Origin of the sequence: Pseudomonas fuscovaginae SE-1 (assembly GCF_000364705.1) — a bacterium.
Lineage (GTDB): Bacteria > Pseudomonadota > Gammaproteobacteria > Pseudomonadales > Pseudomonadaceae > Aquipseudomonas > Aquipseudomonas fuscovaginae_A.
Map to the genome: position 1 here is coordinate 62842 of NZ_AQOH01000144.1, position 26449 is coordinate 89290.

At 61.4% G+C, this 26449-nt stretch carries 30 protein-coding genes; 14 read left to right on the forward strand and 16 right to left on the reverse strand.

Annotated elements, in window-relative coordinates; all coding sequences use genetic code 11:
* Nucleotides 1-218: 218 nt before the first annotated feature.
* The 5 genes from K675_RS0114620 to K675_RS0114640 form a co-directional block, all read right to left on the reverse strand.
* A complete protein-coding gene (locus K675_RS0114620; RefSeq protein ID WP_017904253.1) occupies nt 219-1586 on the reverse strand; it encodes a DUF1329 domain-containing protein in 1368 nt (455 codons plus the stop codon).
* Between the two features lie 24 nt (nt 1587-1610).
* On the reverse strand, nt 1611-3395 hold the full coding sequence (locus K675_RS0114625; protein WP_080635353.1) for a DUF1302 domain-containing protein: 1785 nt from the start codon (nt 3393-3395) through the stop codon (nt 1611-1613).
* Between the two features lie 540 nt (nt 3396-3935).
* Nucleotides 3936-4844: an SDR family oxidoreductase gene (locus tag K675_RS0114630; RefSeq protein ID WP_017904255.1), complete on the reverse strand. Its 909-nt coding sequence runs from the start codon at nt 4842-4844 to the stop codon at nt 3936-3938.
* Nucleotides 4845-4989: 145 nt separating this feature from the next.
* Complete coding sequence (locus K675_RS0114635; protein WP_026145204.1) at nt 4990-5676, reverse strand: LrgB family protein; 687 nt, start codon at nt 5674-5676, stop codon at nt 4990-4992.
* The gene (locus K675_RS0114640) at nt 5666-6052 is read right to left on the reverse strand and encodes a CidA/LrgA family protein (RefSeq protein WP_026145205.1); all 387 of its coding nucleotides are present in this window, start codon (nt 6050-6052) and stop codon (nt 5666-5668) included. Before K675_RS0114640 ends, K675_RS0114635 begins: the two co-directional genes overlap by 11 nt.
* A gap of 97 nt (nt 6053-6149) precedes the next feature.
* Here K675_RS0114640 and K675_RS0114645 point away from each other — a divergent pair, with 97 nt between their 5' ends.
* Complete coding sequence (locus K675_RS0114645) at nt 6150-7046, forward strand: LysR family transcriptional regulator (protein WP_017904258.1); 897 nt, start codon at nt 6150-6152, stop codon at nt 7044-7046.
* On the opposite strand, the gene K675_RS0114650 is transcribed toward K675_RS0114645, so the two are convergent.
* Nucleotides 7027-7482 carry a flavodoxin gene (locus K675_RS0114650; RefSeq protein WP_017904259.1) on the reverse strand — a complete coding sequence of 152 codons (456 nt, stop codon included), beginning with the start codon at nt 7480-7482 and terminating at the stop codon, nt 7027-7029. The genes K675_RS0114645 and K675_RS0114650 overlap by 20 nt on opposite strands.
* A gap of 155 nt (nt 7483-7637) precedes the next feature.
* On the opposite strand from K675_RS0114650, the gene K675_RS0114655 reads away from it, so the two are divergent.
* Complete coding sequence (locus tag K675_RS0114655; protein WP_017904260.1) at nt 7638-8102, forward strand: PAS domain-containing protein; 465 nt, start codon at nt 7638-7640, stop codon at nt 8100-8102.
* 67 nt (nt 8103-8169) lie between these two features.
* Nucleotides 8170-8775, forward strand: a complete 606-nt coding sequence (locus tag K675_RS0114660) for a hypothetical protein (protein WP_026145206.1) — start codon at nt 8170-8172, stop codon at nt 8773-8775.
* Nucleotides 8776-8793: 18 nt separating this feature from the next.
* On the opposite strand, the gene K675_RS0114665 is transcribed toward K675_RS0114660, so the two are convergent.
* Nucleotides 8794-9753 (reverse strand): MerR family transcriptional regulator, encoded by a 960-nt coding sequence (locus tag K675_RS0114665; RefSeq protein WP_017904262.1) that lies wholly within the window; start codon nt 9751-9753, stop codon nt 8794-8796.
* 212 nt (nt 9754-9965) lie between these two features.
* Here K675_RS0114665 and K675_RS0114670 point away from each other — a divergent pair, with 212 nt between their 5' ends.
* The 5 genes from K675_RS0114670 (at nt 9966) to K675_RS0114690 (ending at nt 12668) form a co-directional block, all read left to right on the forward strand.
* Entirely contained in the window at nt 9966-10535 is a 570-nt protein-coding gene (locus K675_RS0114670; RefSeq protein ID WP_026145207.1) for an antibiotic biosynthesis monooxygenase, read from the forward strand.
* A 92-nt stretch (nt 10536-10627) separates the two neighbouring features.
* Entirely contained in the window at nt 10628-11338 is a 711-nt protein-coding gene (folM, locus tag K675_RS0114675) for a dihydromonapterin reductase (RefSeq protein WP_017904264.1), read from the forward strand.
* Between the two features lie 23 nt (nt 11339-11361).
* A complete protein-coding gene (gene folE / locus K675_RS0114680; protein ID WP_017904265.1) occupies nt 11362-11922 on the forward strand; it encodes a GTP cyclohydrolase I FolE in 561 nt (186 codons plus the stop codon).
* On the forward strand, nt 11923-12294 hold the full coding sequence (gene folX / locus K675_RS0114685; RefSeq protein ID WP_026145208.1) for a dihydroneopterin triphosphate 2'-epimerase: 372 nt from the start codon (nt 11923-11925) through the stop codon (nt 12292-12294).
* Between the two features lie 77 nt (nt 12295-12371).
* On the forward strand, nt 12372-12668 hold the full coding sequence (locus K675_RS0114690) for a DUF1244 domain-containing protein (protein ID WP_017904267.1): 297 nt from the start codon (nt 12372-12374) through the stop codon (nt 12666-12668).
* Nucleotides 12669-12699: 31 nt separating this feature from the next.
* Here K675_RS0114690 and pseH read toward each other — a convergent pair whose 3' ends face one another.
* The 4 genes from pseH to K675_RS0114710 all read right to left on the reverse strand — a co-directional run bounded on the left by pseH (nt 12700) and on the right by K675_RS0114710 (nt 16032).
* Nucleotides 12700-13254 carry a UDP-4-amino-4,6-dideoxy-N-acetyl-beta-L-altrosamine N-acetyltransferase gene (gene pseH / locus K675_RS0114695; RefSeq protein ID WP_017904268.1) on the reverse strand — a complete coding sequence of 185 codons (555 nt, stop codon included), beginning with the start codon at nt 13252-13254 and terminating at the stop codon, nt 12700-12702.
* Nucleotides 13255-13312: 58 nt separating this feature from the next.
* A complete protein-coding gene (locus tag K675_RS0114700; protein WP_017904269.1) occupies nt 13313-14422 on the reverse strand; it encodes a DegT/DnrJ/EryC1/StrS family aminotransferase in 1110 nt (369 codons plus the stop codon).
* Nucleotides 14422-14868, reverse strand: coding sequence for a sugar 3,4-ketoisomerase (locus K675_RS0114705; protein ID WP_017904270.1), 447 nt, complete (start codon nt 14866-14868; stop codon nt 14422-14424). Before K675_RS0114705 ends, K675_RS0114700 begins: the two co-directional genes overlap by 1 nt.
* A gap of 102 nt (nt 14869-14970) precedes the next feature.
* Nucleotides 14971-16032, reverse strand: coding sequence for a phytanoyl-CoA dioxygenase family protein (locus K675_RS0114710; RefSeq protein WP_232434433.1), 1062 nt, complete (start codon nt 16030-16032; stop codon nt 14971-14973).
* Between the two features lie 57 nt (nt 16033-16089).
* On the opposite strand from K675_RS0114710, the gene K675_RS0114715 reads away from it, so the two are divergent.
* The 3 genes from K675_RS0114715 (at nt 16090) to K675_RS0114725 (ending at nt 19399) form a co-directional block, all read left to right on the forward strand.
* Entirely contained in the window at nt 16090-17415 is a 1326-nt protein-coding gene (locus K675_RS0114715) for a formyltransferase family protein (RefSeq protein WP_017904272.1), read from the forward strand.
* 3 nt (nt 17416-17418) lie between these two features.
* A complete protein-coding gene (locus tag K675_RS0114720) occupies nt 17419-18987 on the forward strand; it encodes a glycosyltransferase family 61 protein (RefSeq protein ID WP_020481057.1) in 1569 nt (522 codons plus the stop codon).
* 73 nt (nt 18988-19060) lie between these two features.
* Nucleotides 19061-19399 carry a HopJ type III effector protein gene (locus tag K675_RS0114725; protein WP_017904273.1) on the forward strand — a complete coding sequence of 113 codons (339 nt, stop codon included), beginning with the start codon at nt 19061-19063 and terminating at the stop codon, nt 19397-19399.
* Nucleotides 19400-19641: 242 nt separating this feature from the next.
* Here the strand turns inward: K675_RS0114725 and trxB are convergent, their stop codons facing one another.
* Complete coding sequence (gene trxB, locus K675_RS0114730) at nt 19642-20604, reverse strand: thioredoxin-disulfide reductase (protein WP_017904274.1); 963 nt, start codon at nt 20602-20604, stop codon at nt 19642-19644.
* 302 nt (nt 20605-20906) lie between these two features.
* Here trxB and cysZ point away from each other — a divergent pair, with 302 nt between their 5' ends.
* On the forward strand, nt 20907-21662 hold the full coding sequence (cysZ, locus tag K675_RS0114735; protein ID WP_017904275.1) for a sulfate transporter CysZ: 756 nt from the start codon (nt 20907-20909) through the stop codon (nt 21660-21662).
* Between the two features lie 50 nt (nt 21663-21712).
* On the opposite strand, the gene K675_RS0114740 is transcribed toward cysZ, so the two are convergent.
* Nucleotides 21713-22291, reverse strand: coding sequence for a hypothetical protein (locus K675_RS0114740; protein ID WP_017904276.1), 579 nt, complete (start codon nt 22289-22291; stop codon nt 21713-21715).
* A gap of 149 nt (nt 22292-22440) precedes the next feature.
* On the opposite strand from K675_RS0114740, the gene K675_RS0114745 reads away from it, so the two are divergent.
* A complete protein-coding gene (locus K675_RS0114745; RefSeq protein ID WP_017904277.1) occupies nt 22441-23619 on the forward strand; it encodes a glycosyltransferase family 4 protein in 1179 nt (392 codons plus the stop codon).
* A 3-nt stretch (nt 23620-23622) separates the two neighbouring features.
* Here the strand turns inward: K675_RS0114745 and K675_RS0114750 are convergent, their stop codons facing one another.
* From K675_RS0114750 to K675_RS0114760, 3 genes are all read right to left on the reverse strand, one after another.
* The gene (locus K675_RS0114750; protein ID WP_017904278.1) at nt 23623-24726 is read right to left on the reverse strand and encodes an NADH:flavin oxidoreductase; all 1104 of its coding nucleotides are present in this window, start codon (nt 24724-24726) and stop codon (nt 23623-23625) included.
* Between the two features lie 304 nt (nt 24727-25030).
* Nucleotides 25031-25513, reverse strand: a complete 483-nt coding sequence (locus tag K675_RS0114755; RefSeq protein ID WP_017904279.1) for a glutathione peroxidase — start codon at nt 25511-25513, stop codon at nt 25031-25033.
* 136 nt (nt 25514-25649) lie between these two features.
* Nucleotides 25650-26135 carry an FKBP-type peptidyl-prolyl cis-trans isomerase gene (locus K675_RS0114760; protein WP_017904280.1) on the reverse strand — a complete coding sequence of 162 codons (486 nt, stop codon included), beginning with the start codon at nt 26133-26135 and terminating at the stop codon, nt 25650-25652.
* On the opposite strand from K675_RS0114760, the gene K675_RS0114765 reads away from it, so the two are divergent.
* Nucleotides 26104-26442, forward strand: coding sequence for a DUF3565 domain-containing protein (locus tag K675_RS0114765; RefSeq protein WP_080635354.1), 339 nt, complete (start codon nt 26104-26106; stop codon nt 26440-26442). The two genes, K675_RS0114760 and K675_RS0114765, sit on opposite strands and share 32 nt — an antisense overlap.
* Nucleotides 26443-26449 lie beyond the last annotated feature (7 nt).

The following is a 26449-nucleotide window of genomic DNA, read 5'->3' on the forward strand; positions in this document are numbered from 1 at the left end:
CCTCATAAAAAAGCTTCACCTCTCCTGCCTCTGGTGCCGAGGCTGTGAGCGTGGGAGCCGGCTTGCTGGCGATAGCGGCTTGTCAGTCGGTGACGATGTACCGATCGTTCCCACGCTCTGCGTGGGAATGCCTCTTTGAACGCTCGGCGTCAGCTCTTGTGACGCACAGCGTCACGGGCGGCGTTCCCACGCAGAGCGTGGGAACGATCAATGGGCTATCAGCGCACGCCGCTGGCCCGCAGCGCCGCCGGCGTGTAGTCCGCCGCCTTGCCGACGAAGCCGAACTGGAAGCTGTGCTTCTCCTCGTTCTTCATGCCCAGGGCGATGTAGCGGCCGGCGATCAGGTCATACAGGGTTTCGACGGTGTACGCCGGCACCTGGTGGTCGTAGTAGAACTGCGCATGCCCCTCGGCGACCCGCCACAGTTGGCCACGGCCGTCGTAGTGATCCACCAGCGCGACCTGCCAGCTGTCCTCGTCGATGTACATGTGGCGCTTGGCGTAGATGTGCCGTTCGCTCGGCTTGACCGTGCCCTCGATTTCCCAGACCCGGTGCAGCTCGTAGCGGGTCAGGTCCTGGTTGATGTGACCGGCCTTGATCACGTCGGTGTACTTGAGGCTGGGCGAGTCCAGCTTGTAGCTGTTGTAGGGAATGTACATCTCCTTCTTGCCGATCAGTTTCCAGTCGTAACGGTCCGGCGCGCCGGAGAACATGTCGAAGTTGTCCGAGGTGCGCAGGCCGTCGGCGGCGGTACCCGGACCGTCGTAGGCAACCTGCGGGGCGCGGCGCACGCGGCGCTGGCCGGCGTTGTAGACCCAGGCCAGACGCGGTTCCTTCACCTGATCGAGGGTTTCGTGCACCAGCAGCACGTTACCCGCCAGGCGCGCCGGCGCGGTGACCTCCTGCTTGAAGAAGGTCAGCACGTTGGCCCCCTTGTCCGGCGCCAGGTCCGGAATCTCCGAAGGCACCGCGGCCTCTTCCTCGAAGGTGATCGGGGTGAAGGAACCGTCAGTCTGCGGCGTCGCCTGGGTGATGGTGCGACGCAGGTTCCCGCCGTGGTAACGGGTGATGTGGTTCCACAGCACTTCCACGCCGTTCTTCGGAATCGGGAAAGCGTAGTAGCGGTTGCCGGTGAAGTTCGCCAGGCCGTTGCCATCGTTGATCGCGGTGACGTTGAGGGCGCTGCGCTTGGCCGAATCGAGCACTGCCTGCGGCAGGGCGACGGTGCGATGGCTTGGATAGACCGGGATCTTGTAGGTCTGTGGATAACGCTTGAACATCGCCAGTTGGCCGTCGGAGAGCTTGGCCTTGTATTGGTCGGCATTGGCCGCGGTGATCACGAACAGCGGTTTTTCATTGGCGAACGGGTCGGCGAGAAAGCCCTTGCTGTCCACCGCCCCGGCATTTTTCGGAATGCCGCCGGTGTAGGGCGGAATCGAACCGTCGGCATTGCCGGCCTTTTCCGCACCGATCGCGGTCAGGGTGGTGCCGAGCTTGGCCGCTTCCTCCGGGGAAACCGCCGCCATCACGTTGGCCGCCAGCAGGCTGAGGGCCAGGGCACCGCATTGCAGAATCATCTTGCGCATAAATTAATCCTTATTCAGCCTTGATCAGAAGTTCGCGCCGACGCTGAGCGCCAGGAAGTCGCGGTCAATCAGGGTGTTGTAGCGGCCGCCGAAAAAGTCGGTGTAGCTCAGGCTCGCGGTGTAGGTGTTGCGGTAGTCGGCATCCACGCCGATGCTGACCGCCTTCGCGCCTTCGTTGAACAGGCCGTTGGGACCGTAGCCCTTGACGTCATGGGACCAGGACAGGTTCGGCTTGAGGTTGATCCCGGCGATCACGTTGCTGTAGTCGAGGATCGCCCGGGCGCGGTAGCCCCAGGAGGTGGCGGTGACGAAGCCGCCGGTGTCGCCCTGGAAGCCGTAGGCACCGTAGACCGAGTCACGCCCGTAGCGCAGCTTGTCCTTGGACTCCAGCCCGCCGACGTAGGTGATGCCGGCCTCGCCCACCAGGGTCAGGCGATCGGCGCCCAGGACCTGGTCGAAGAACTGCGTGAGGGTGGTCTGCGCCTGGGAGATTTCCTTGCGACGGTAGCCGGTGTTGTCGGAGCCCGCCGTGGTGCGGATCGGCGAGGCGGTACCGCCGGCAATCGGATTGAGCAGGGCCAGGGTCAGGTCGTTGGTATTGAGCTGAACCGGGGCATTGGGGCGGTAGCTGATCTCGCCACTCCACGCGGTCCCGGTGGGCAAGGTGGTGGAGAAGCTGGCGCCGTACAGACGAATATCCTCCGGGTATTCCAGGTAGTACTGGCCACGCCCCAGCATGATGCTCTGGGCCAGACCGGTACGGAAGGCTGCCGGTGCCAGCGGCAGGATACTGGCGAGAGAGTTGATGGTGCCCTGGCCCGCCGTGGTGGTGCCGACCGTCGGGGTCCGGCTGTGGTAGTTGATGAAATAGAGACCATACTCGGTATCGTTACCCAGCCAGCGCAGTGCCACGCCGAACTGGCCGCCGTCGCGGGCCTCGCGATCCTTGCTGCGTTGCACCACCACCCCTTCGGACGTGACCTCGAAGCCCTGGCCAAAGGCAGCGGCCAATGGTTGCAGCGGAGCAATCGCCGGGTTGGCGACCGTGTAGTTGTTGTTACAGCCATGGGCCACCACGTCGTTGGCGAAGAAGGTGCCGCAGTTATCGACAACGGTGTTCTCCCAGTTCAGCTGGTAGAAGCCCTCGACAGTGAGTTGATCGGTCAGGCTCTGGGAGGCGAAGAACATGTTGACCGGAATCAGCCCTTCCTTGATTTCAGCGCCAGGGCGGCGGAACGCCGAAACGTCGATCGGGTTGATGCTGTTGATCGAGTTGCCGATGAAGGTGCTCTCACCCCAACTGACCACCTGCTTGCCCAGGCGCACGGTGCCCGGCAGGTCGGCGATCGAGTAGTTGTGGTAGACGAAGGCATCGAGCAGTTCGATGCCCGAGGAGCGGGCGCCTTCGTCGCGATGATGGTCGCTGAGGTCCTTGAACTCGCGATCACCGTCCGCCAGTTCGAAGTCGTACCAGTACTTGCCCCGGACGAACATCCCGGTGTCGCCGTACTTGAGTTCCAGGTCGTGGATACCCTTGAAGATCTTCGAAAAGGTCTCGCCCTTCTTGAAGTTCAGGCGCCCGTCATCACCGGTGGAGGCCTGCCCGGTGCCGCCATTGGGCGTCCCGACCAGCGACTTGTCGGCATCGCGCATGCCCCAGCTCGCCCCGACCGACAGGGACGAGTCGAACTTGCCCTCGATCTCCCCGATATTGAACGAAACCGCGTTGGCCTGGGCGCTCGCCCCCAGAGCCACGGCAACCGCCAGCGCCTGCGGCGTGAAGATGGCGCGCATTGTTGTTTTTGTCATGCGTCTTCCCCGGTGAGTGACAGAAGGCTTCACCCTACCCAGCGCCAGCGGGAGCGATAAGCGCACCAAGGAGGTATTTGCGTTGTACCTCCAAAGGATGAATGCCCGCACCGGCAGGGGCTTGCACGGCACCATCGAAGCGCTGGATGACGTGCCATAGGAACAATGGATGAGACTCGCCCCGGCAGCGTGCGACCTCGGCGCAGTCATTCGCGACTGTTACGCCCTATGCAACAGTGATTGTCATGAAGCGCCCTGTTTCAGGGCGCGACAATTCCTTATTCTGGCCTGGCTTTCAGAGGGAATCGCTCGGAGGGTCAATGCTTCGGGAGAGGTTCAGGCATCGAGTCGACGACTCTGCACTGAAGGCGATCACGGCCACCGCGGCCGTCCCGGTTTCGAGTGTCGGTTTGCTTGCGAGTCGATCGTCACCCGCTTCACTGACGTTGATTTATCGCTCCTTGATCGAACGTCTTCCCTTGGCCGCTGTTTTGACAGCGGCCTTTTTTATGCTCGATGCTTATCCACAGGCGGCGCCTGTCAGTTGTACTTCTGCAGGTTCGCCATCATTTGCTGCAACGACTCGGGCGTGTCCTTCGGGTGCACGGCATTGTCGAAGTCGCAGATCTTCTGCCAATTGGCCGCCACCTCATCCACGCTGAAGCCGTGGCGTGGATCGAAGCCGACGCCCAGGCTACGTTCCCAGCGGGTCTTGCCGATCCAGCCGCCACCGACCTCGAACAGGCCGGCGGTTTCTTCGCACTGCTCGCTGCCGAGGAACACCACCAGCGGACTGATCAGCTCCGGCTTGAGCAGTTCGAACACTTGCGGCGGAATCAGGCCCTCGGTCATGCGGGTGCCGCCGGTGGGTGCGATGGCGTTGACCAGGATGTTGTTCTTGCGTCCCTCGATCGCCAGGGTCCGGGTCAGGCCGTACAACCCGAGCTTGGCCATGCCGTAGTTGGACTGGCCGAAGTTGCCATAGATGCCGGAGGTCGAGGCGGTGAAGATCACCCGGCCATAGTTCTGCTCGCGCAGATGCGGCCAGGCGGCGTGGGTGACCTTGTAGGCGCCTTCGACATGCACCCGGTAGACCAGGTCCCAGTCGGCGTCCTCCATCTTGAGGAAGGTCTTGTCGCGCAGGATGCCGGCGTTGTTCACCACCACGTCGACGCGACCGAAGGCGTCCAGGGCGTTCTGCACGATCTTGTCGCCATCGGTCACCGAGTCGTGGTTGGCCACCGCGGTACCGCCAGCCTCGCGGATTTGCGCCACCACCCGGTCCGCCGCCGAGGCACTGGCGCCCTCGCCGTGGGTCGATCCGCCGAGATCGTTGACCACCACCCGTGCGCCATGACGGGCGAACAGCAACGCGTGAGCCCGCCCCAGGCCCCCGCCGGCACCGGTGACGATCACCACTTTATCTTCGAAGCGCACAGACTCATTCATGACAGCTCTCCAGCCAGGGGCAATGGGATATAGAGCCTGAGTGTCGGATACACGGCATTCGGTCACAATGAATACGGTTGGGAGTGAATGGTGCGCGATAAGGCAGAGGGATAGTCCGCGCGTTGCTGCTGCCAGCCCCGCCGATTCAGATCAGCATGGCCAGCAGGGGCGCGGAAAACAGGTTGAGCAGGCCGGTCAGCACCATCACCAGGCCAGCGACCGTGCCCTCCTCGCCGCCGGCTTCACGGGCCCGGCTGACCCCGGCACCGTGCGCACCGACGCCGAACAGCGCGCCACGGGCCAGGCTGCTGCGCAATGGCAGCCATTTGAGCAGAACCCCACCGACCATCGCGCCGAAAACGCCGGTGACCAGCACGAACACCGCGGTCAGCTCGGGCACACCGCCCAGGTCGCGGGCCAGGGGCATGGCGAATGGGGTGGTGATCGAGCGCGGCACCAGTGACAGGGTCAGGGCGCTGTCCAGCGACAACGCGCGGGCCAGTCCGTAGGAACTGCCGATGGAGGCCACGCTGCCGGCCAGCATGCCCAGCAGCAACGCCGGCCAATGGCGAACGAGCAGGCCTCGCTGCTGCCAGATCGGCACCGCGAAGGCGACGGTGGCGGGCCCCAGTACCAGGACCAGCCAATGGGTGTCGCGCGAATACTCGGCATAGGCGGTGTGCAAGGGAATGGCTACCGCCAGCAGGATGATCGGCACCAGGATCAGCGGCGACAGCAGGTAACGCCCCGTGCGCCGGTAGCTCCAGCGGCTGAACACATACGCGCCCAGGGTCAATGCCAGCCAGAACAGCGACATCCACTCAAGCTTCACGGCGGCTGCTCCAGCGGCAGACCCATTCGACGGTGAATGCGGTCGCCAGCATCACCATCAGGGTGCTGCACATGATCACCAACAGGATCCGCCAGCCGTCCTGACGGAGCATGGCGCCATAGTCCAGCAGGCTCATCAGCGCCGGGATGAAGAACAGCAGCATCTCCGCCATCAGCCAGCCAGCGCCCAGTTGCAGGGCGGCCGGCTTGACCCGACCCGAGGCGAACAGCAGCAACAACAACGCCAGCCCGATCACCCCGGCGGGAATCGGCCAGCCGGTCCAGTCCGCCACTTGGCCGCCGAGCAGATAGAGGCCGCCCAACACCGACAGTTCGGCAAGCAGACGCGCGGTTTTTTGCAACGGTGATCTATTCATCGGATTCAGGCCCTCCATGGCGAAAATTCTAGAGCCAGGCCTTCCATCCCAAAAGCGAATTGTTAGACTTACATCCATTCCATATTGGAATTGCCCCATGGAATTCAAGCAACTGCGCAGTTTTGTCGAAGTGGTTCACCGGGGCGGATTCACCCAGGCCGCCAAGACCCTGCACGTCAGCCAGTCGGCGGTGAGCAAGCAGGTGGCCCAGTTGGAACAGAGCCTGGGGGTCATGCTGCTCGATCGCCAGGGCCCGCAGGTCCTCCCGACGGCCGCCGGCCGGGTGGTGCTGCAACGGGCCGAGGAAATGCTGCGCCTGCGCAACGGGCTGCTGCACGAGCTCGATGACCTGAGCCAGTTGGCACGGGGGGAATTGCGCCTGGGATTGCCGCAACTGGGGGGCGATACGCTGTTCGCCGGATTGTTCGCCGAGTATCGACGACGCTATCCGAATATCGCCATCCATCTGCTCGAAGGCGGCAGCCTGAGCATCGAACCGGCGGTATTGAGCGGTGAACTGGAGCTGGGGGCCGGCCTCACACCAGGCAATCCGGCGTTCGACTGCCAACCGTTCTGCGACGAGCCACTGGATGTGCTGCTGGCGATCGACCATCCGCTGGCCGAGGAAGGCTCGATTCGCCTGGAACAGTTGGCTGACACGCCGTTTCTGCTCTATCAGCGCAGCTTCGTGCTCAACCATCGGTTGATCCAGGCCTGCGAACGACTGGGATTCACGCCCAAGGAGGGTGGGCGCAGCGGCCAGGCGGACTTCCTCGCCGCGCTGGTGGCCGCCGGGCAAGGCGTGGCGCTGATGCCCAGCGTGGTCGCGCGCTCACTGGTCCGACCCGGCGTCGTGCGCCTGAACCTCAGCTCGCCCACCGACCTGCGCTGGGACATCGCCTTCATCTGGCGCCGTGGCACCTACCTGTCACAGGCCGCCCAGGCCTGGCTCGCCCTGCTGCGCGAAAAGCCGGTCAACCTTTCAGTACGCTGATGAACTCGGCCAGCCAGGGCTCGGCATCGGTCTCCGGGGTGACGGTTTCGCTGGAGTCCAGGCGCAGCATCGGCTGAAGCTCACGCAGCCCCAGCTCGGCGAACAGTTCGCGCAACTGCTCGCCACCTCCGCAGAAGGTGTCACCGTAGCTCGAATCGCCCAGACCGATCACCGCCCCCGGCAAACCGCGCCAGGCCGCCGGCAGTTGGTCGCGAATGGCAGAGTAGAGTGGCTGGATGTTATCCGGCAGTTCACCCATGCCGGTGGTGGAAGTCACCGCCAGGAACGCCTCGGGGGCGAACGCCTGGATATCGGCCAGGCTGGCACGCGGGTCATGCAAGGTTTCGAAACCGGCCTTGTCGAGAATCCGCTTGGCATGACGGGCAACTTCTTCGGCGGTGCCGTAGACCGAGCCGGAAAGAATGGCGACTTTCATCAATCTCACCCTGGGGCAGTGTAAAAACCGGGGATCTTATCAGATGAGAAATATTCCCACTGAAATTCTATCCACAGCCCCTGCCCGGCATTGACCGCACGGGCCATTCTCTTACACTGGAACGGCGTGCCAATGGACTGCGGACTCTCTCAATAATGATCAATTCGAAATTGCTGCAACTCGTCATCGATGCCTCCAACGAAGGTATCGTCGTCGCGGAGCAGGAAGGCGAAGACAACATCCTGATCTACGCCAACCCGGCCTTCGAGCGCCTCACCGGCTACAGCAAGGACGAAATTCTCTACCAGGACTGTCGTTTCCTGCAGTCAGGCGACCGCGACCAGCCGGCCCTGGAACTGATTCGCGAAGCGTTGCGGACACGCAAGCCGTGCCGCCATATCATCCGCAACTACCGCAAGGACGGAACGCATTTCTGGAACGAACTGTCGATTTCGCCGGTGTTCAACGAAAGCGACCAACTGACCTACTTCGTCGGAGTCCAGAAGGATGTCACGGCCCAGGTCAAGGCTCAGCAACGGGTCGTCCAGCTGGAAGCGCAACTGGCCGAGGTCAAGGCCGAACTCGACGCCCTCCGGGCGACCGGTGGCGTCAATCAATGATGCAATCCGTTGCCCCATCCGGCGTTCCCTGCCGCCACCAGCCGTTTTGGTTCTTGCGAGCTCGATCATGCCCCGCACTGCCCTTCTGACTCAGGACGAGTTGGACTTCATCCAGGACATGCAACACAACCCGCAACTCAACAAGCACGACAACTCGTCGAGCCTGCTGGTCAATGGCGTATCGCAGATCCGCGATCTGCTCACGCGGCTGGCGGCTCACGAGCAGGTCACCCTCCAGGCCAACTTCGAAAACCTGAAGATGAGCTTTCCGCTGCATCTGGTCGAGGACGAGTTCCATGCCCAGCATCTGCGCCTGGGCGTGCCGAGCATCTTCGAGGATGGCCCGAGGGTTCGCCCCTGGCGCCTGACCCTGGACAGCCCGGTGTACCTGGAGAACGTCCGCGGCCGGGCCGGAGCGCTGGCGGTCCGCGAAATTTCGTTCACGGGGGCGTTGCTGGAACTGCGCGGCGGCCTCAGGCCGCCCCGGCAGTTCAACCAGTGGTTCAGCCCATCAGGCCATGAGCGTATCGCCCTGCAGGGACGTTTCGAGCGCGAAACCGCACAGGGCCTGTATGCCTACCGGCTCAAGCAGAGCAACCCCGACGAAATCCAGCGGCTGCGCCAGTACATCCTGCAGCAGCATCGCCTGGCGCACCCGGAGTTTCACGCCTGAAGGCCTGAACAGGGATTATCAGGTATCGAGCCTGCCGGCCAGCAACTGCTGCAGGCGCTGGCGCATCGACTGACCCTCATGCCCCAGGCAACCGATGCTGGAACCTTCCAGGGCATCCTGCAGCAGGTCCGCCGCATCGCCGGCCAGCATGACCGGGCACTCCACCGCCAGCGCCAGGCGGTTCAGGCGCCGGGGCATGTCCGAGGCCGGCGAGCGATTGGAATACAACACCAGTGCCCGCGGCCGGGCCTTTTCACAGATCAATGGCAACTCATCGAAAGGTTGCCCGATCGCCAGCACGCTGATGGGCCATTCACCATTGCCGAGCAGCAGACCGGCCACCAGCAGCTCCAGCTCGCGGCAATCGCCAGGCAACGCGGCGAGCACGATCCGCTCGTCGGCGGCGCCCCTGACCGATTGCAGCCGCTGCAACACCCGCCCCCGCAGAAAGCTGTCGAAGAACAGCCATTCGCTGGTCTGGCCGTAGGCGTCGCGCTGGACGCGCAACTCCTGCCAGAGCGGCATCAGGATATTCTGAAAAACCACCGTCAACGGATAGCTGGAAAAGATCTGCCCGTACAAGCGCTCCAATGCCAGTTCGTCGAAGCGGCTGATGGCGCTGCCCAGTTGCAGTTGGCAGTTGTGCCAGTCCTCGAGCGGCAACGGCAACAGCCGGTCGGCATCGGGGCCCCGTACCGCCGCCTGTTTCGCCAGGAGCTTGCCCACCTTGCTGACGGCCACCCCGCGCTCGATCCAGCCGAGAATGCTGCGCACCGTCTCGATATCGCTCATGGCATAAAGGCGATGCCCACTTTCGGTGCGTGTCGGCTGGATCAGGCCATAGCGTCGCTCCCAGGCACGCAGGGTCACCGGGTTGACGCCGGTCAGGCGCGAAACCTCGCGGATGGGAAACAGCTCTTCCTGCTTCAGCGCCGGCAATGGCAGCTCGATCGTTGCACGTTCGGTGATGACGGACATTTCTTTTCACACCAATGTGTAAAATTTTCCGGATATTCTAGCTCATACCCCCCCACATTCTTCAAACATGAAACAATACGTTTAGTACATCTCGTGCTTTTCCCGAAACAGGGAATGATTCTTGCGGTGCTTCCAGATGCAGCCCACCACCCCGGCGCTGCGTTTCGCAGTCGTCCTACCCGGACAGCCTGCCCGACTTGTGGAGATACATGATGTCTACCTCACCCGTCACCATGATGGTGGCCCGTCGTGTCGCCGACGGCCGTTATCAGGACATGCTCGCCTGGCTGCAGGAAGGCGAGCAACTGGCTACCGACTTCCCCGGCTACCTGGGTTCCGGTGTGCTCGCACCGCCTCCCGGCGATAACGAATTCCAGATGATCTTCCGCTTCAGCGACGCCGATACCCTGCACGCCTGGGAACACTCCGCCTCGCGCAAGGCCTGGCTGGAACGCGGCGGCGACCTGTTCGCCCGGCCCTCCGAGCATCGCGTCAGCGGCCTGGAAGGCTGGTTCGGCCACACCGACCAGCGCCCGCCCCGCTGGAAGCAGAGCGTGGCGATCTGGCTGGCGTTCTTTCCGGTATCACTGCTGTTCAATTTCGTACTGGGGCCCGTGCTGGCCGAACTGGAGCTGGTGCCGCGGATTTTCGTCAGCACCCTGATGCTGACGCCGCTGATGGTGTACTGCTTCATTCCATTGTCGACCCGCCTGCTGGCAGGCTGGCTGCACGGCACCACGCCACGTCCGCTGCCGGGCTCCGCGCCAACCCGCGGCCGCTGAGGCTGGCGCGGGCTCGCGGCATGGTTGTCGAAGGCGTGTGGCTGGTATAGTTTGACGCCAGACATCCCCTCACAGCCTGCCGCGAGCCCTCGATGCCATCGTCCACCGCCCCGATCCTGATCACTGGCGCCAGCCAGCGCGTCGGCCTGCATTGCGCAGAGCGGCTGTTGGCCGACGGCTGCCCGGTGATCGTCAGCTACCGCAGCGAACGCCCCGGCCTGCAGAGCCTGCGGCAACAGGGCGCGATCACGCTGTTCGCCGATTTTTCCAGCGAGGCCGGCATCCTCGCCTTCATCGACAACCTCAGGCAGCACGCCGACAGCCTGCGGGCGATCGTCCACAACGCCTCGGCTTGGCTGGCCGAAATCCCGGGAGACGAAAGCGAAGCCTTCACCCGGATGTTCGGCATCCACATGCTGGCGCCCTACCTGATCAATCTGCATTGCGCCGAACTGCTGCACCGCTCGCCACAGGCCGACATCGTGCACATCAGCGACGACGTGACGCGCAAGGGCAGCAGCAAGCACATTGCCTACTGCGCCAGCAAGGCCGGGCTGGACAGCCTGACGCTGTCCTTCGCAGCCAAGTACGCGCCACGAATCAAGGTCAACGGTATCGCCCCCGCCCTGCTGATGTTCAACCCCGACGACGACGCGGCGTACCGCGCCAAAACCCTGGCCAAGTCGGCCATGGGCATCGAGCCCGGCGCCGAGGTGGTCTACCAGAGCCTGCGCTATCTGCTGGACAATCCCTATGTCACCGGCACAACCTTGACCGTCAACGGCGGCCGGCATCTCAAATAGCCGCACCGCGAGGAAACCACGCAATGAGCGCATCACTGCCCGAGCATTACCGCCAGATCCTCCTCGGCCTGGGTGAAGACCCTGATCGCGAGGGGCTGCTGGATACCCCGAAACGGGCGGCCAAGGCCATGCAGTACCTGTGTCACGGCTATGCCGAAACCCTCGATGACGTGGTCAACGGGGCCCTGTTCGCCTCGGACAACGACGAGATGGTGATCGTCAAGGACATCGAGTTGTACTCGTTGTGCGAACATCACCTGTTGCCTTTCATCGGCAAGGCCCACGTCGCCTACATACCGACCGGCAAGGTGCTGGGCCTGTCGAAGATCGCCCGGATCGTCGACATGTTCGCCCGGCGCCTGCAGATCCAGGAGAACCTCACCCGGGAAATCGCCGAGGCGATCCGGCAGGTGACCAGCGCCGCCGGGGTCGCGGTGGTGATCGAAGCGCAGCACATGTGCATGATGATGCGCGGCGTGGAAAAACAGAATTCGACCATGAACACCTCGGTGATGCTCGGCGCCTTCCGCGACTCGAACACCACCCGCATGGAGTTCCTGCAACTGATCGGACGGAGCAAGTAAATGCCACAACTTCAACCGGGAATGGCCCGGATCCGGGTCAAGGACCTGCGCCTGCGCACCTTCATCGGGATCAACGAGGAGGAGATCCTCAACAAGCAGGATGTGCTGATCAACCTGACCATCCTATACGCCGCCCAAGAGGCGGTGCGGGACAACGATATCGATCATGCGCTGAATTACCGCACCATCACCAAGGCGATCATCCAGCACGTGGAGGGCAACCGCTTTGCCCTGCTCGAACGCATGACCCAGGAACTGCTGGACCTGGTGATGAACAACGCGGCGGTGCAGTACGCCGAGGTCGAGGTCGACAAGCCGCATGCCCTGCGCTTTGCCGAGTCGGTGTCGATCACCCTCGCGGCCAACCGCTGAAGCCTTGAGTCGCCTGGCGTTCAGCGCGCCAGGCTCTTATCATCGTGCCCTACATTCCCCCAAGCACAGAGCCCATCATGACCGAGCAAGAACGCCTCGAACTCGAAGCCGCCGCCTTCCGCCGGCTGGTCGCCCACCTGGACAACCGCAAGGACGTGCAAAACATCGACCTGATGAACCTCGCCGGGTTCTGCCGCAACTGCCTGTCCAAGTGGTACAAGGCCGAAGCCGACGAGCGCCGGATCGAACTGAGCCTCGACCAGGCCCGTGAAGTGGTCTACGGCATGCCTTACGCCGAGTGGAAAGCCCAATACCAGAAAGAGGCCAGTGCCGAACAACAGGCGGCATTCGTCAAAGCAAAACCCCATGATTAGGCGTTTGCCAAGTCTCAGTCACAGACCCGCTCTAGCCCTGTTCCGCCAGGCGCGCAATGAGCGGTTCAACTGCAGGGCGCTTGTTGCTCCATTCTTCTTTCGTGATGCCCAGCAGTATGACGTCAATTCTATTTCCGTCTTTTAGAATGTTCTTGCGCCGAACGCCCTCAAGTTCAAAGCCAAACTTCTGGTGCATCTTTATGACTGAAGGATTTGTTTCCAGAACCTCGCAGTTCAATTTCTCAAGCCCGGCCTCATTGAAAGCGTAGTCAAGCATCCAGAACTCCACGATGCTCCCCAAGCCTTTTCCCTGAAGCGCTGTGTCCAGATAAAACGCCCAGTCAGCCGTTTTCTGGGCGGTATTGATGGCATTCAGTGAAACGACCCCAAGGACCTGCCCATCCCTGATGACAACGAAGACCCTCTGGCGATCGTTGCCCCGCAAGGAGTCCAGCCAGCCCAAGTGCTCTTCTTCGGTAATTTCATGGGAGGTGTACATGTACTTTCGGACATCGTTCTGGTTTCGGAGCGTGCGCACATGAGCTTGAATGGCGGGGCTGGCGTCGACTAATGCTACAAATTGCATCCGAATGCCCTTTTAGTGAAAGACTGCCTGAGCTTTGGGGGAACCTGGGGCTCACCCGCTATTTCAATTTGAACTCATTGAGCGCCATCACGATTGCCTCCTGTGCCCCGGCACTCAATGTCGGATAGATGGGCAATGACAGAATCCGCTCATGCAGGGCCAGAGCTTCCATGGCAGGGCTCAGCTTCAACGCCTTGTAAGGCGCCTGGGCAGGAATGGCCAGGGGGTAATGAATGCCAGTCTGTATGCCACGCTCCGCGAGATGCTCTTTCAAGGCATCGCGTTCGAGGCATTCGACCACGAACAGGTGCCAGACGTGAGCCGCGCGTTCGGTTACGCCCGGCAGTTTGATCAAGGGATTGCTGACGGCGCTCAGATAGTGCTCGGCTATCTGCCGACGGCGTTCGGCATCGGCGTCCAGATGAGACAGCTTGACCGAGAGCATGGCCGCCTGGATCTCGTCCAGTCGACTGTTCACACCTGGATAGTCGTGCTGGTATTTGACGCTGGAGCCATAGTTGCCCAGCGCCCTGACCAACTGCGCCAATGCTTCGTCTGACGTGACGACCGCACCGCCATCGCCCAATGCACCGAGGTTTTTCCCGGGATAAAAACTGAAAGCGGCGGCATGGCCCCACTGGCCGGCTTTGCGACCGTTCAACCGAGCGCCATGGGCTTGGGCACAATCCTCCAGCACCAACAGGTCATGGCGCTCGGCAAGTTCCATCAGTTGCGGCATGGGCGCCAATTGGCCGTAGAGATGAACGGGCAGCAGGACTCGCGTTGCAGGGCTGATCGCAGCCTCGACTGCAACACAATCGAGGTTGTGAGTGACGGGATCGACATCGACCAAAACGGGAGTCAGCCCCGTTTCCATGACCGCCGAGACTGTAGCGATGAACGTGTTGGCGGGAACGATCACTTCATCCCCGGCGCTGAGTCTGCCCTGCTGCTTCCAGGCGCGAAGCACCAATATCAGTGCATCCAGGCCATTTCCGGTGCCAACGGCGAAGGGAACGCCGCAGTATTGGGCGAATGCGGTTTCGAATCGGGCCACTTCGCTGCCACCGATGTACCAACCCGAGTCGATAACTCGCGCGCAGGCAGTCTTCAGTTCATCGGCGTACTCGTGGTTGACGGACTTCAAGTCGAGAAACGGAATGTGCATCAACACGCCTCATTTTGCGGGGAAGGGCTCAATACCGGAGGCAGGTCAAGACTCTCGACCATCTGCAGAAAAACTTCGTAGTTCCTGACGTAATCAGACTCATCGTACAGATTGTCGGCCAGCACCATTAATACGCAATCTGCAGAAAAATCGTACATTTCTCGCCAGATGAACGACTCGATCAGCAGTCCCTGATGAGGATGATCCAACCGTATATCAATTTTTTCCTTGCCGTCGTCCAGCAGGAAGCGGCAGGAACCACGCACGGCAACCGCGACCTGCTTAAGGGACTTGTGAGCATGAAATCCGCGACGGACCCCTGCTCCCGTATCGAACATATAGTAGACACGCTTGACCGCGAAGGGGATGTTCCTGCCTTCCTCAAGCGCAATCAGCGAACCGCGCTCATCGCCGTGGGCCTGCAACTGCAGGAGCTGGATTTTCATAAGGGTTTGCTCACGAACTCGCGCATTTTCTAGCAGCCTGTCGATAACATGATGAGTTACAAAGCATAGTCGGCGGAAGCCTGCCCCACCGCCGCGCCGACCTCAGGGGGTTGAATTGATGATATTGCCACGGATCCTGGCGGCCCCTCTCTCGTCCAGGTCCCCACGGGTTCGCACCGGCCTGAGATCGCCCTGAAGGGTATGGTTGATCTCATCGATGCCGGTCGTCGAGCGATTGCCGTTGGACTTGCCCAGCAGATACCGCAAGGACAACCGGAACTGTTCGGACTCATGGGTCACCGGCCGCGTGCCATGCAATGTGCAGCTGTGCCACAGACCGACGTAACCGGTCCCGCCAAGCAAGGTCTGATCCTTGCATTCGATGGTATTGCCCTGGTCATCGCTATACATCCAGTCATTGCCGCCCAGCGGCTCAAGACGGTGAGGGAACAGCGTGGCACCGAAACGGTGAGAGCCGGGTATCACGTGCAGCGGCGAGTCATGCTCAGTGACATCGTGCAGATAGACATAAAGCGTCAGAAAGGTCGAAGGGTCCAGCTCGGTTCGCCCCTGTGGCCAGTCGATGATGTCCTGATGAAAGTCGATGCCTCGGAAATACGTTATATCCCGAAAGGGCTTCTTGATGTATGGGCCAAGGTTGGCCACGTTCACATCGCGAATCCGCTCGCGGATCCAGTCCGGCAGCCATGCATCCGGCACGCCGCAGACCGCCTTGCGGATCACCACTTCATAATCCTCACCCAGCACTTCGCCGAGAACGCCCCTCAAGCGTGGATCTTGCTCTATGAACTGCAAATCTTCATCGAAATCATTGAGAAAATTGAAGCTTTTGGTCGGATTGGCGTTGAAATGGTTTTCCTGGGCCAAGTATTCCGCTTCACTCATGAACAGATCGCCGCCAAAGGCGCGGGCAGCGGTCATGGCACGATAAAGCGCCTGAGTTTTCTCGACATTCAGGATTTCCCCGAACAGATGAGCGCCCTGCTCCTTCAGATTTTTCAAGCAACTCGACATGATCCACTCGCTTAAAAGGTACGAAAACACGCTGATAACCTTATCGGCGGAGTGGATTTTAAATTGAGTCGAAAGCCGAAAATAGCGGGCGCGCGCCCAGCGCCCGGCAAGGCCGCGACAGGTGGACAACCCCTCGGCTCATCGTCAGTATCTACGCCTGCGCCATGAGCTGGGAGAAAGCAGGCCGTGATCATCATCGCCGGGAAAAACAACATTGCCGTACACGGGCTGGAGCTGGCCCTCAGACACTTCCCCGCACAGGCCCTGGCAGTGGTCTGCAACCGCAATGACAGCGGGGTCGATACCTGGCAGCGCTCTCTTCGCGCGGCGGCAAGGCGTCACGCGGTCAAGGAAATCAGCCTGGAGGACGCCTACGAGCTGACCACCACCGCCTTCCTTTCCCTGGAGTTCGATCAACTGGTGGTACCTTCACGGTTCTCGGTCGCGAATCTCTTCAATATCCATTTTTCGCAACTTCCCGCCTACAAGGGCATGTTCACCTCCGTCTGGCCCCTGCTCCATGGCAGGCAGGAAGCGGCCGTGACACTGCACTACATCGAACCCGGCATCGATACGGGTGATATCGTCGCCCAACAGACATTTCCGGTGCCTGCTTGGTGGACGTGCCGGGACCTTTACTTTGCGTTCAACCAACAGGCTGGCCAATTACTGGAGCACTGGTTCCTTCGATTGGTGGGCGGGTCCGTCGATGCCCGGCCTCAGGCTGCCGAGGGATCGAGTTATTTCTCGAAAACCTCGATCAACTACGCCGAGTCAGGTATAGCCCCCGTCACGACAGCATGGGAATGCGTCAATAAAATCAGGGCCTTCAGCTTTCGCGAGTATCAATTGCTGAAGTGGCAAGGGAGGCCGGTGGTTTCGGCGGGCATCCTGGACGACAAGTCGACCTGCAAACCGGGAACGGTCGTCCGGCAAAGCGATGACTACGCCGATATCGCCAGCATCGATTTCGATGTCCGCCTTTTCTTCGACCGGTTACCCGCGATGCTCCAGGCCTGCGAGCGGGGAGACTTGGAAACGGTCATCAGGCTGGAACAGAACATCGCCGGCTACGACGATGCCAACGAGAAAGGCTGGACCCCTCTCATCGTTGCCAGTTATGCCGGAGCCTACGAGGTCGTGAGCTGGCTCCTGAAAAAGGGGGCCTCACCAAACCGCGCCAACAACAAGGGCACGACGCCCTTGATGTACGCCAAGGATGCCTATTTCTCTGGCCGCTGCCGCAAGACATTCTTTTTGTTGCACCAATGTGGCGCTGACCTGGATGCACTGGACCATTCAGGCAAGCATCTTTCGGACTATCTGACCAAGGCGCAGTTCGCTGAACTCTTGACGCAACTGGAACGTTACCCAGCCAATCTTCTTGCAGGCATCGTCAAGTCCTCGCAAGCCGGACTGACAGCCCGAGCACGTGCAGGGTTGACAAGCCGATGGGCCATTGCAAACTACGCACACGCCCAATTTCCGGGCGGTCGTTGTTCAGTTAGGTGAGGCATGCCTGTGTGGTCGAGCAAAAAAGCGCGCGTCCTGATTTTCGGGGTGGGCTCCGGCGGGGTCAATTTTTATAAGAGTTCCCGCAGGCGCTTACGCGTACTGGGTTTTGTCGACAACAACTCGAAGAGGCAAGGCCAGCAGTTGTTTGGAAAGTTGATCTACGCGCCTCACGAATTGGCGCAACTGAATTTCGACAAAGTCATTATTGCCAGTGATTACTATGTCGAAATCTATCCACAGCTCATCGGCCTGGGACTGGCGGATACGCAGGTGGAAATTTTTCACCAGCAGGCAAACCAGAACACTTCGGTTTTCCAGCGGCTTCGTAGTGTCGGCACGGAACGGTTCCTTGAGTGGATGTGTCGACGTGAGGGATGGGTCTCGGACCTGTTGTTCGCCTTGTTTTCCAGAACCGGTTCAGGAAAACAACAAGGACTCGAACGCTTGCCGTTACAGTGGCTGGATCAGACCGATGAGTTCAAGGTTCATGTTTTCCGTCCGGCGCTTGCGGGACAGGTTCATGGGCCGCGATTCCTGGGACAGCAGGTTCCGCCCACCGACGTCACTCTCCCGGAGGTTGCACTTCATCATTTGCGCCAAGGGCAGGTCGCGCCCGTCTCGCGCTCGGTCATCCTTCCCGATGGACGCTTGCTCATCGAGCGCATCACCACCGTTGAACATCACAAGGCGGACTACAGCGTTGCTCACGTGGTGTTCCACGGCGAGGGGCTGGCACTGGTACGTGTCAATGAGCCCGCACGGATTGAAAAAGGTATCCTGATAAACGGATGCAGCGAGGTGAACTATTATCACTGGGTAGTGGAAGTCTTGTCCCAGTTACAGTTCATTGCCGAGCTGCCTGAACGATATGCCGACTACCCCATTCTTATCTCGGGGCGCAGCAGAAACATCCCGTCCATACGCACACTGATAGACAGTTTCGGAATCGACCGCCCATTCATCTATCTCGACACCCTGCAGACTTACCGTGTCGACGATCTGTTGTTTATCACGGCACCGAACAACATGATCGCCAACTTCAAGGACGGCGTCAAAAACACCACCGCAAGCAACTACGCACGCCCCGAGTCCATTCAGTTTCTTCGAGAGAAGGCGCTAAGCCTGGCGCAGGGCATCCCAAGCACCGAGCGACCCAAGCGGGTTTTTCTGGCGCGCAAAGGTTATCTGCGTCAATACAACCAGGGCGAAATCATCGAACTGCTGCGGCCGTATGGATTCACCAGCGTCTACATGGAGGATCTGGACGTCAGCCAGCAAGTGGCGATCATGGCGAGCGCAGAAATGATCGTGGGCCCCACTGGCGCCGCCTGGACCAACATCATGTTCGCCTCCAAGGGAACGCAGGCCTTGTGCTGGATGGCCGAGGAGTATGGGAATCTATCCTGCTTCTCGAATCTGGCAGCGATTGTCGGTGTGGAAATGGATTTCCTGACCTACCCAACCGGCGCACGAAACTCCAGGGAGCTCTATTACCGGGGCTACCACCTTGACGCAGCGAAGGTCAGGGCATGGATTGAGCAACGACTGCCGGATACGCCGGCCGGCTGAACACGTGGATCAGGTAGGTACCCGATCTGAACAAGGTCAAACAAACCCAACCGTTAGCAGGAACCCCAAAACGATGACAGACCTGAACACCCTGCGCGCCAGCCTCGAAAGCGGCGAGCACGCCTTTGCCGATACCCTGGCCTTCATCGCCGCCGGCTACGACTACCGGCCCCAGGCCTTCACCAACGGCGCCGTGGAAAACGCCGCCGGGCAGAACGAAGGCTCGTGCAAGACCCTGGGCCTGGCCCTGCTCGAAGGCCTGAGCGACCAGCAGACGCTGCTGGCGTTCGGCGAACACTACCGCTCGGTGCTGGCAACCCCGGAGGGTAGCGACCACGGCAATATCCGCGCGCTGATCAAGCACGGCCTGGCCGGCGTGAAGTTCACCGCGCAGCCACTGACCCGCCGCTGACGCCTTTGGACTGCCCCAAGAAGTTGGCCCCTCATCCAACTCTTGGGGGGCAGTCCACTTTGTGGGAGCCGGCTTGCTGGCGATCCGCCGACAGGCGGCCATCCAGCATCTTGCCGGTATGAGTGAGATCGCAATCGCCAGCAAGCGTAGCGCCGCCCGGCCGGCTCCCACAGAAAGCGACATTGTTTGGCCCAAAATAAAAAACCGGCCCCAAGAGGCCGGTTTTTTCATTTCAGGCTCACTCAGAACGAAGCGTTCTGCAGACCGTCCAGGTAACGCTCGGTGTCCAGTGCCGCCATGCAGCCGGCACCAGCCGAGGTAATCGCCTGGCGGTACACGTGGTCAGCCACGTCGCCCGCCGCGAAGATACCCTCGACGCTGGTCGCTGTCGCATTGCCTTCACGGCCGCCCTGTACCACCAGGTAGCCATCCTTCAGTTCCAGCTGGCCTTCGAACAGCGAGGTGTTCGGGGTGTGGCCGATCGCGATGAACACGCCGTCGACCTTGATCTCGTCGAAACTGCCGTCGTTGTTCTTCAGACGGGCACCGGTCACACCCATGTTGTCGCCAAGGACTTCGTCCAGGGTGGCGTTCAGCTTGAGAATGATCTTGCCTTCGGCCACACGGGCGTGCAGCTTGTCGATCAGGATTTTCTCGGCACGGAAGGTGTCGCGACGGTGGATCAGGGTCACGGTGCTGGCGATGTTGGCCAGGTACAGCGCCTCTTCCACGGCGGTGTTGCCACCACCGACCACGGCGACCGGCTTGTTGCGATAGAAGAAGCCGTCACAGGTCGCGCAGGCCGAAACGCCCTTGCCCATGAATGCCTCTTCCGAAGGCAGGCCCAGGTAGCGGGCGCTGGCGCCGGTGGCGATGATCAGGGCGTCGCAGGTGAAAGTACCGCTGTCGCCCACCAGGGTGTAGGGCTTCTTGGTGAAGTCCACCGCGTTGATGTGGTCGAAGACGATTTCGGTCTCGAAGCGCTCGGCGTGTTCACGCATGCGCTCCATCAGCGCCGGGCCGGTCAGGCCATGCACGTCACCGGGCCAGTTGTCGACTTCAGTGGTGGTGGTCAGTTGGCCGCCGGCCTGCATGCCGGTGATCAGCAGCGGCTTGAGGTTGGCCCGGGCCGCATAGACCGCCGCACTGTAACCGGCAGGGCCGGAACCGAGAATAATCACCCGCGAATGACGTACTTCAGACATGACTCACTCCTGTCGACCGCCCGTATGGCACCGGGACGGAACGCCGGCAAACCGGCTGGAATAAAAAAGGACTGCGAAAGCGCTTGGGGAAGGCTTGTAGCACACAGTCCTGAAAAATAATGTTGTGCAGCGTATCGAGGGGCCAAAGATTAAGGAAATACGCAATAACAATCCAGCTCATAGCAGGTCTCTATCCCTAAGGACGTCCTGCGCGACACCTTTGTTACCGTAAATGTCGACGCTTTCACCGCCAGAGCAAAGTCGGTAAGGTCGGCGCGTTTTCACCTGCTTCGGAGCCTGTTATGCCCGCACCCGTGATGTCCGGCCCGCACTACCTGCGCGAGGGCCTCAAACTGGTCCTCAGCCCGGGACTGCGCCTGTTTGTCCTGCTGCCACTGCTGGTCAACCTGGTGCTGTTCGTCGGGCTGATCTATTTCGCCGGCCACGAGTTCAGCCTCTGGGTCGATCACCTGATGCCGACCCTGCCCGGCTGGCTGAGCTTTCTCAACTACATCCTCTGGCCACTGTTCGTGGTGCTGGTGATCCTGATGGTGTTCTTCACCTTCACGATGCTGGCCAACATCATCGCCTCGCCGTTCAACGGTTTTCTCGCGGAAAAGGTCGAGGTGGTGGTGCGCGGCAGCGACAATTTCCCGGCCTTCAGCTGGAGCGAGCTGCTGGCGATGGTGCCACGGACCCTGGCGCGGGAAATGCGCAAGCTGGGCTATTTCCTGCCGCGAGCCATCGGCCTGTTCATCCTGTCGTTCATCCCGGTGGTGAATATCATTGCTGCACCTTTGTGGCTGTTGTTCGGGGTCTGGATGATGGCGATCCAGTACATCGACTATCCGGCGGACAACCACAAGATGAGCTGGCAGGACATGCTCGCCTGGTTGCGCAGCAAGCGCTGGCAGAGCATGAGTTTCGGCGGCAGCGTCTACCTGGTGCTGCTGATCCCGGTGGTCAACCTGCTGATGATGCCGGCGGCGATTGCCGGGGCGACGCTGTTCTGGGTACGGGAACGCGGGGATGAGGCGCTGGCGCCGGTTGCACGCTGACGCCAGGCCAGCCAGATGGCACCGGGCCAGGAATCGGCCCGGTGTTCGTTTCAGCTCGGGAGTGCAAAAATACCGATCAGGGCGAACGCCCAGACGATACCGCCGAGCACGATCACCAGGTAGTTGAGCGGGCCGAAGCTGGCGTTGCTCTCACCCTCGACATCACCACTGGCAAAGTTGATGGCCTGCTGGCCCTGCCAGGTGATGAAGACCTGGGCGAATACCCAGAAGGTGCTGAGCACCACCAGCAAGGATCCGCCGATATTTTTCCTGACCAGGGTCTCCAGCACGTTGCTGAGCACCGCGCAGACCACAAACAGGGTCGCCCACAGCGAAGCATCCCAACGATAGCCACGACCGCTGGCGAGAATGCTCTTCTCGACGTTGCGGTACAGCGCGTGCACGAAGAAGATCGCGAAGATCCCTCGGGCGACCGGCCAGATATCCAACTGCGTCGACGCCTTGTACTGGCTCCAGTTCTTGTAGGACCAATAGATCTGGTACAGCCCCAGGCTGAAGATGAACAGCACGAAGAACTTGGCTTTGGACACCACGTAGAAGCGGCCGGTGGCCTCGCTGCGCGGTGCATTCAGGTCCGCCTGGGGCGGTGCATAGATATTGTCGGTCACGGAATCTCCTTGAAGGTGGTGGACACACCTGATGATAACGAGCCCGTGACCCGGATATCGAGGACGCAAAGGGCAGTCTGGAGCCTTCGTCACAAATCCATCACCCAAATGCCACAACCCCGCAACGGCTCCGGGTGAATACTGCAATCATGACGACAGCTCTGCATATCACCCTGATCACCGAAACCTTCCCACCCGAAATCAACGGCGTGGCCAATACCCTTGGCCGCCTGTGCGAGGGATTGCGCGCCCGTGGTCATCAAGTCGAGCTGGTACGCCCGCGGCAGAACTGTGACCTGAACCGCCCCAGCGATACCCAACTGCTGCTCTGTCGCGGCTGGCCACTGCCGGGCTATCCGGGCCTGCAATGGGGGCAGTCGTCGATGCACAAGCTGTTGCGCCGCTGGAAACGCCAGCGCCCCGATGTGCTGTACATCGCGACCGAAGGTCCCCTGGGGCTCTCCGCGTTGCGCGCGGCACGCCGCCTGGGGATCTCCGTGGTCAGCGGTTTCCACACCAATTTCCAGCAGTATTCCAACCAGTACGGTCTGGGGATGCTGACGCGATTTCTGACCCACTACCTGCGCTGGTTCCACAATCGCTCCAAGCTGACCCTGGTTCCCAGTGTCAGCCAGCGCCTGGAGCTGGAGCGGCGCCACTTCGAACGCCTGGAACTGCTGTCGCGAGGCGTCGACAGCCAGTTGTTCCACCCGGCCAAGCGGCAGAATACGCTGCGGGAAAGCTGGGGACTGGCACCAGACGATATTGCAGTCATGTACGTCGGGCGGTTGGCGACCGAGAAGAACCTCGGCCTGCTGGGCCGGACTTTCCAGTCCTTGCAGGCGACTTATCCACAACGGACGATGAAGCTGGTCGTGGTCGGCGACGGCCCGTTACGCTCCTCGCTGGAGCAGGAGCTGCCCAGAGCGATTTTCTGCGGCACCCAGCGTGGCGAGGCCCTGGCGGCGCACTACGCCTGCGGCGACCTGTTCGTATTTCCCAGCCTGACCGAGACCTTCGGCAATGTAGTGCTTGAGGCACTGGCCTCGGGCCTGGCGGTGGTCGCCTATGACCAGGCGGCCGCAGCCCAGCACATTCGCCATGGCTACAACGGCGTGCTGGCGATGCCCGGCGATGAGGACGCCTTCCGGGATGCGGCCTGCTGGCTGCTCGAAGGCGGGGAAACCTTGCGCAATGTGCGTCTGAACGCCCGTCAGCATGCCAGCCGGCAGAGCTGGGGGGCGATCGTCGAGCAATTCGAGATGAAGTTGCGCCGCGCCTGTGAAGCGGAACAGGGGACGCCCCATGCGCCCCCTGTTCCCAGATAGACCTCAAACGAGACTGGTCAGGGCCTCGCGGCTGAACGGCAGAATGTCCTGCTCGCGGCCGTCGCGCACTTTCACTGCCCAGTCCGGGTCGACCAGCAACGCGCGGCCCACCGCCACCAGGTCGAACTCATCGTTGTTCAGACGCTCCAGCAGCTTCTCCAGGCTCGCCGGCTGGGCCACCTTGTCGGTATTGACCATGAACTGCAGGAACTCACCATCCAGGCCGACGCTGCCCACGGTGATGGTCGGCTTGCCGGTCAGCTTGCGGGTCCAGCCGGCCAGATTGAGTGTCGAACCGTCGAACTCCGGCTCCCAGAAGCGTCGCGTCGAGCAATGGAAGATATCCACACCGGCCTCGGCCAGCGGCTTGAGGAACTCGCCCAGCGCCTCCGGGGTTTGCACCAGGCGCGCGGTGTAGTCCTGCTGCTTCCACTGGGAGAAACGGAAAATGATCGGAAAGCCCGGGCCGACGGCGGCGCGCACGGCCCGGATCAGCTCGATGGCGAAGCGCGAACGGTTGGCCAGACTGCCACCGTATTCGTCACTGCGCTGGTTGCTGCCCTCCCAGAAGAACTGATCGATCAGGTAACCGTGGGCGCCGTGGATCTCGACACCGTCCATGCCGATGGCCTGGGCATCCTTCGCCGCCTGGGCGAAGGCGGCGATCACGTCCTGGATGTCCTGGTGGGTCATGCCGTGGACCACCACCTGGCCGTCCTTGAGTTTTTCACTCGGGCCGTAGCCGGGCACACTGGCATCCGGCTCGGTGCCCAGGCGCCGCACGTTGCCCACGTGCCAGAGCTGCGGCACGATCCTGCCCCCCTCGGCATGCACCGCGTCGACCACCTTCTTCCAGCCGGCCAGGGCCGCTTCACCATAGAAATGCGGCACGTTCGGATAACCGTTGGCCGCCGGGTGACCGACGGTGGTGCCTTCGGTGACGATCAGGCCGACGCCGGCCGCCGCACGCTTGCGGTAGTACTCGATGACTTTCGAATTGGGCACGCCACCCGGGGAGAACGAACGGGTCATCGGCGCCATCACCACGCGGGTCGGCAGCTCCAGGGCACCGAGATGGAAAGGCTTGAACAGGGCTTGGACCGACATGGGGCACTCCACGGCTGAAGGGAATTTATGATCAGGATAATATTCCGTCAGCCGAGGGGCGAACAGCACTATTGATCTGAGTGATCAAGCTCGAAAAGTGTCAGGAACCCGGCCGCGCCAGAACAGCGCTGAACCCTGTGGAAGCCGGCCGGGCAGCTCCCACAGGGATCGCGCCTGGCGGTTTCTTGTGGGCGAAGGCTTCAACGAAGCGTCGGACCGCCGCGAAGAAGCCCTCAACCCTTGCGCAGAACCCTAGAATCTCCCACAGGTTCGCCCCAGGAAGTCCGGTTGTCACGGACCGGTATCAGGCCAATGCCTTCTCGATGGCCTGGACCACTGCCGGGTCATCCGGCGCCGTGCGCGGCGAGAAGCGTGCAAGTACGCGACCGTCCTTGCCCATCAGGAATTTCTCGAAGTTCCAGGTGATGTCACCGGGGAACTCGGCGCCCTCGCCCGCCAGCAGCCGATACAACTGGTGACGATCATGGCCGTTGACCTCCAGCTTGCGGCTCAACGGAAAGGTCACGCCGTAGTTGAGGCTGCAGAATTCGCGAATCTCGTCTTCAGAACCCGGCTCCTGGCCGGCGAACTGGTTGCACGGCACGCCCAGCACCGAGAACCCCTGGCCCTTGTATTGCTGGTAGAGGTTTTCCAGTGCCGCGTACTGCGGCGTCAGGCCACATTTGGAGGCGACATTGACCACCAGCACGACATGCCCCTTGAAGGGTGCGAGGGGCAGGTCCTGGCCATCCAGCGCCACCAGCGTAAGGTCGTGAAAAGCACTCATGGCGAACTCCCGATAATCCCGTGTTACGTCTCGACATTGTTGCCCGACACCATGACCGGTTTCCAGCGATGAAACCGCGGCGGACTAAAAAGGCGCCCGTGGGCGCCTTCCTACAACCAGAGCTTAGCAGCAGAACTCAGTGGTGATGGCCGCCTTCGCCATGGATGTGACCATGGGCGATTTCTTCCTGGCTGGCGTCACGGATGTTGACGATCTTGACCTTGAAGTTCAGGCGCTGGCCAGCCAGCGGGTGGTTGCCGTCGACGGTGACGTCGTCGCCGTCCAGGTCACGGATGGTGACGATCTGCATCTGGCCATCCGGAGCGGAAGCGTGGAACTGCATGCCCACTTCCAGCTCGTCGACGCCTTCGAACATGCCGCGGCTCAGGGTGCTGACCAGTTCAGCCGAGTATTCGCCGTAGGCATCTTCAGGCTCGACGGTGACGTTCAGTTCGTCACCCGCGGCCTTGCCTTCCAGAGCCTTTTCCAGGCCTGGAATGATGTTGCCTGCACCTTGCAGGTACACCAGCGGCGCGCCGCCGGCAGAGCTGTCGATGACCTCACCAGCGTCGTTGGTCAGGGTATAGTCGATGGACACAGCCTTATTGGCGGCGATCAGCATGGGGCGGGACCTTTTGCAGAAGAATGAAGAGCGGACAAGTCTAAACAAGGATTCGCCCGAAAGCGAACGGAACCCGGACGGACGGGTTGAACCGGCCCCCTCCTTCATCATCGGTTTCCACCAGGATGAGGACGGTCACTGGGTTGCCGAGCTGTCCTGCGGCCATACCCAGCACCTGCGCCACCAGCCACCGTGGCAGTCGCGTGCCTGGGTGCTGGACGCGGTGCGGCGTTCGGCCCGGATCGGCCAACGCTTTGCATGTGGTTGGTGCGCACAGGGCTCGGTTAGCGCTAACCTTGGCGTCTGAATATCGC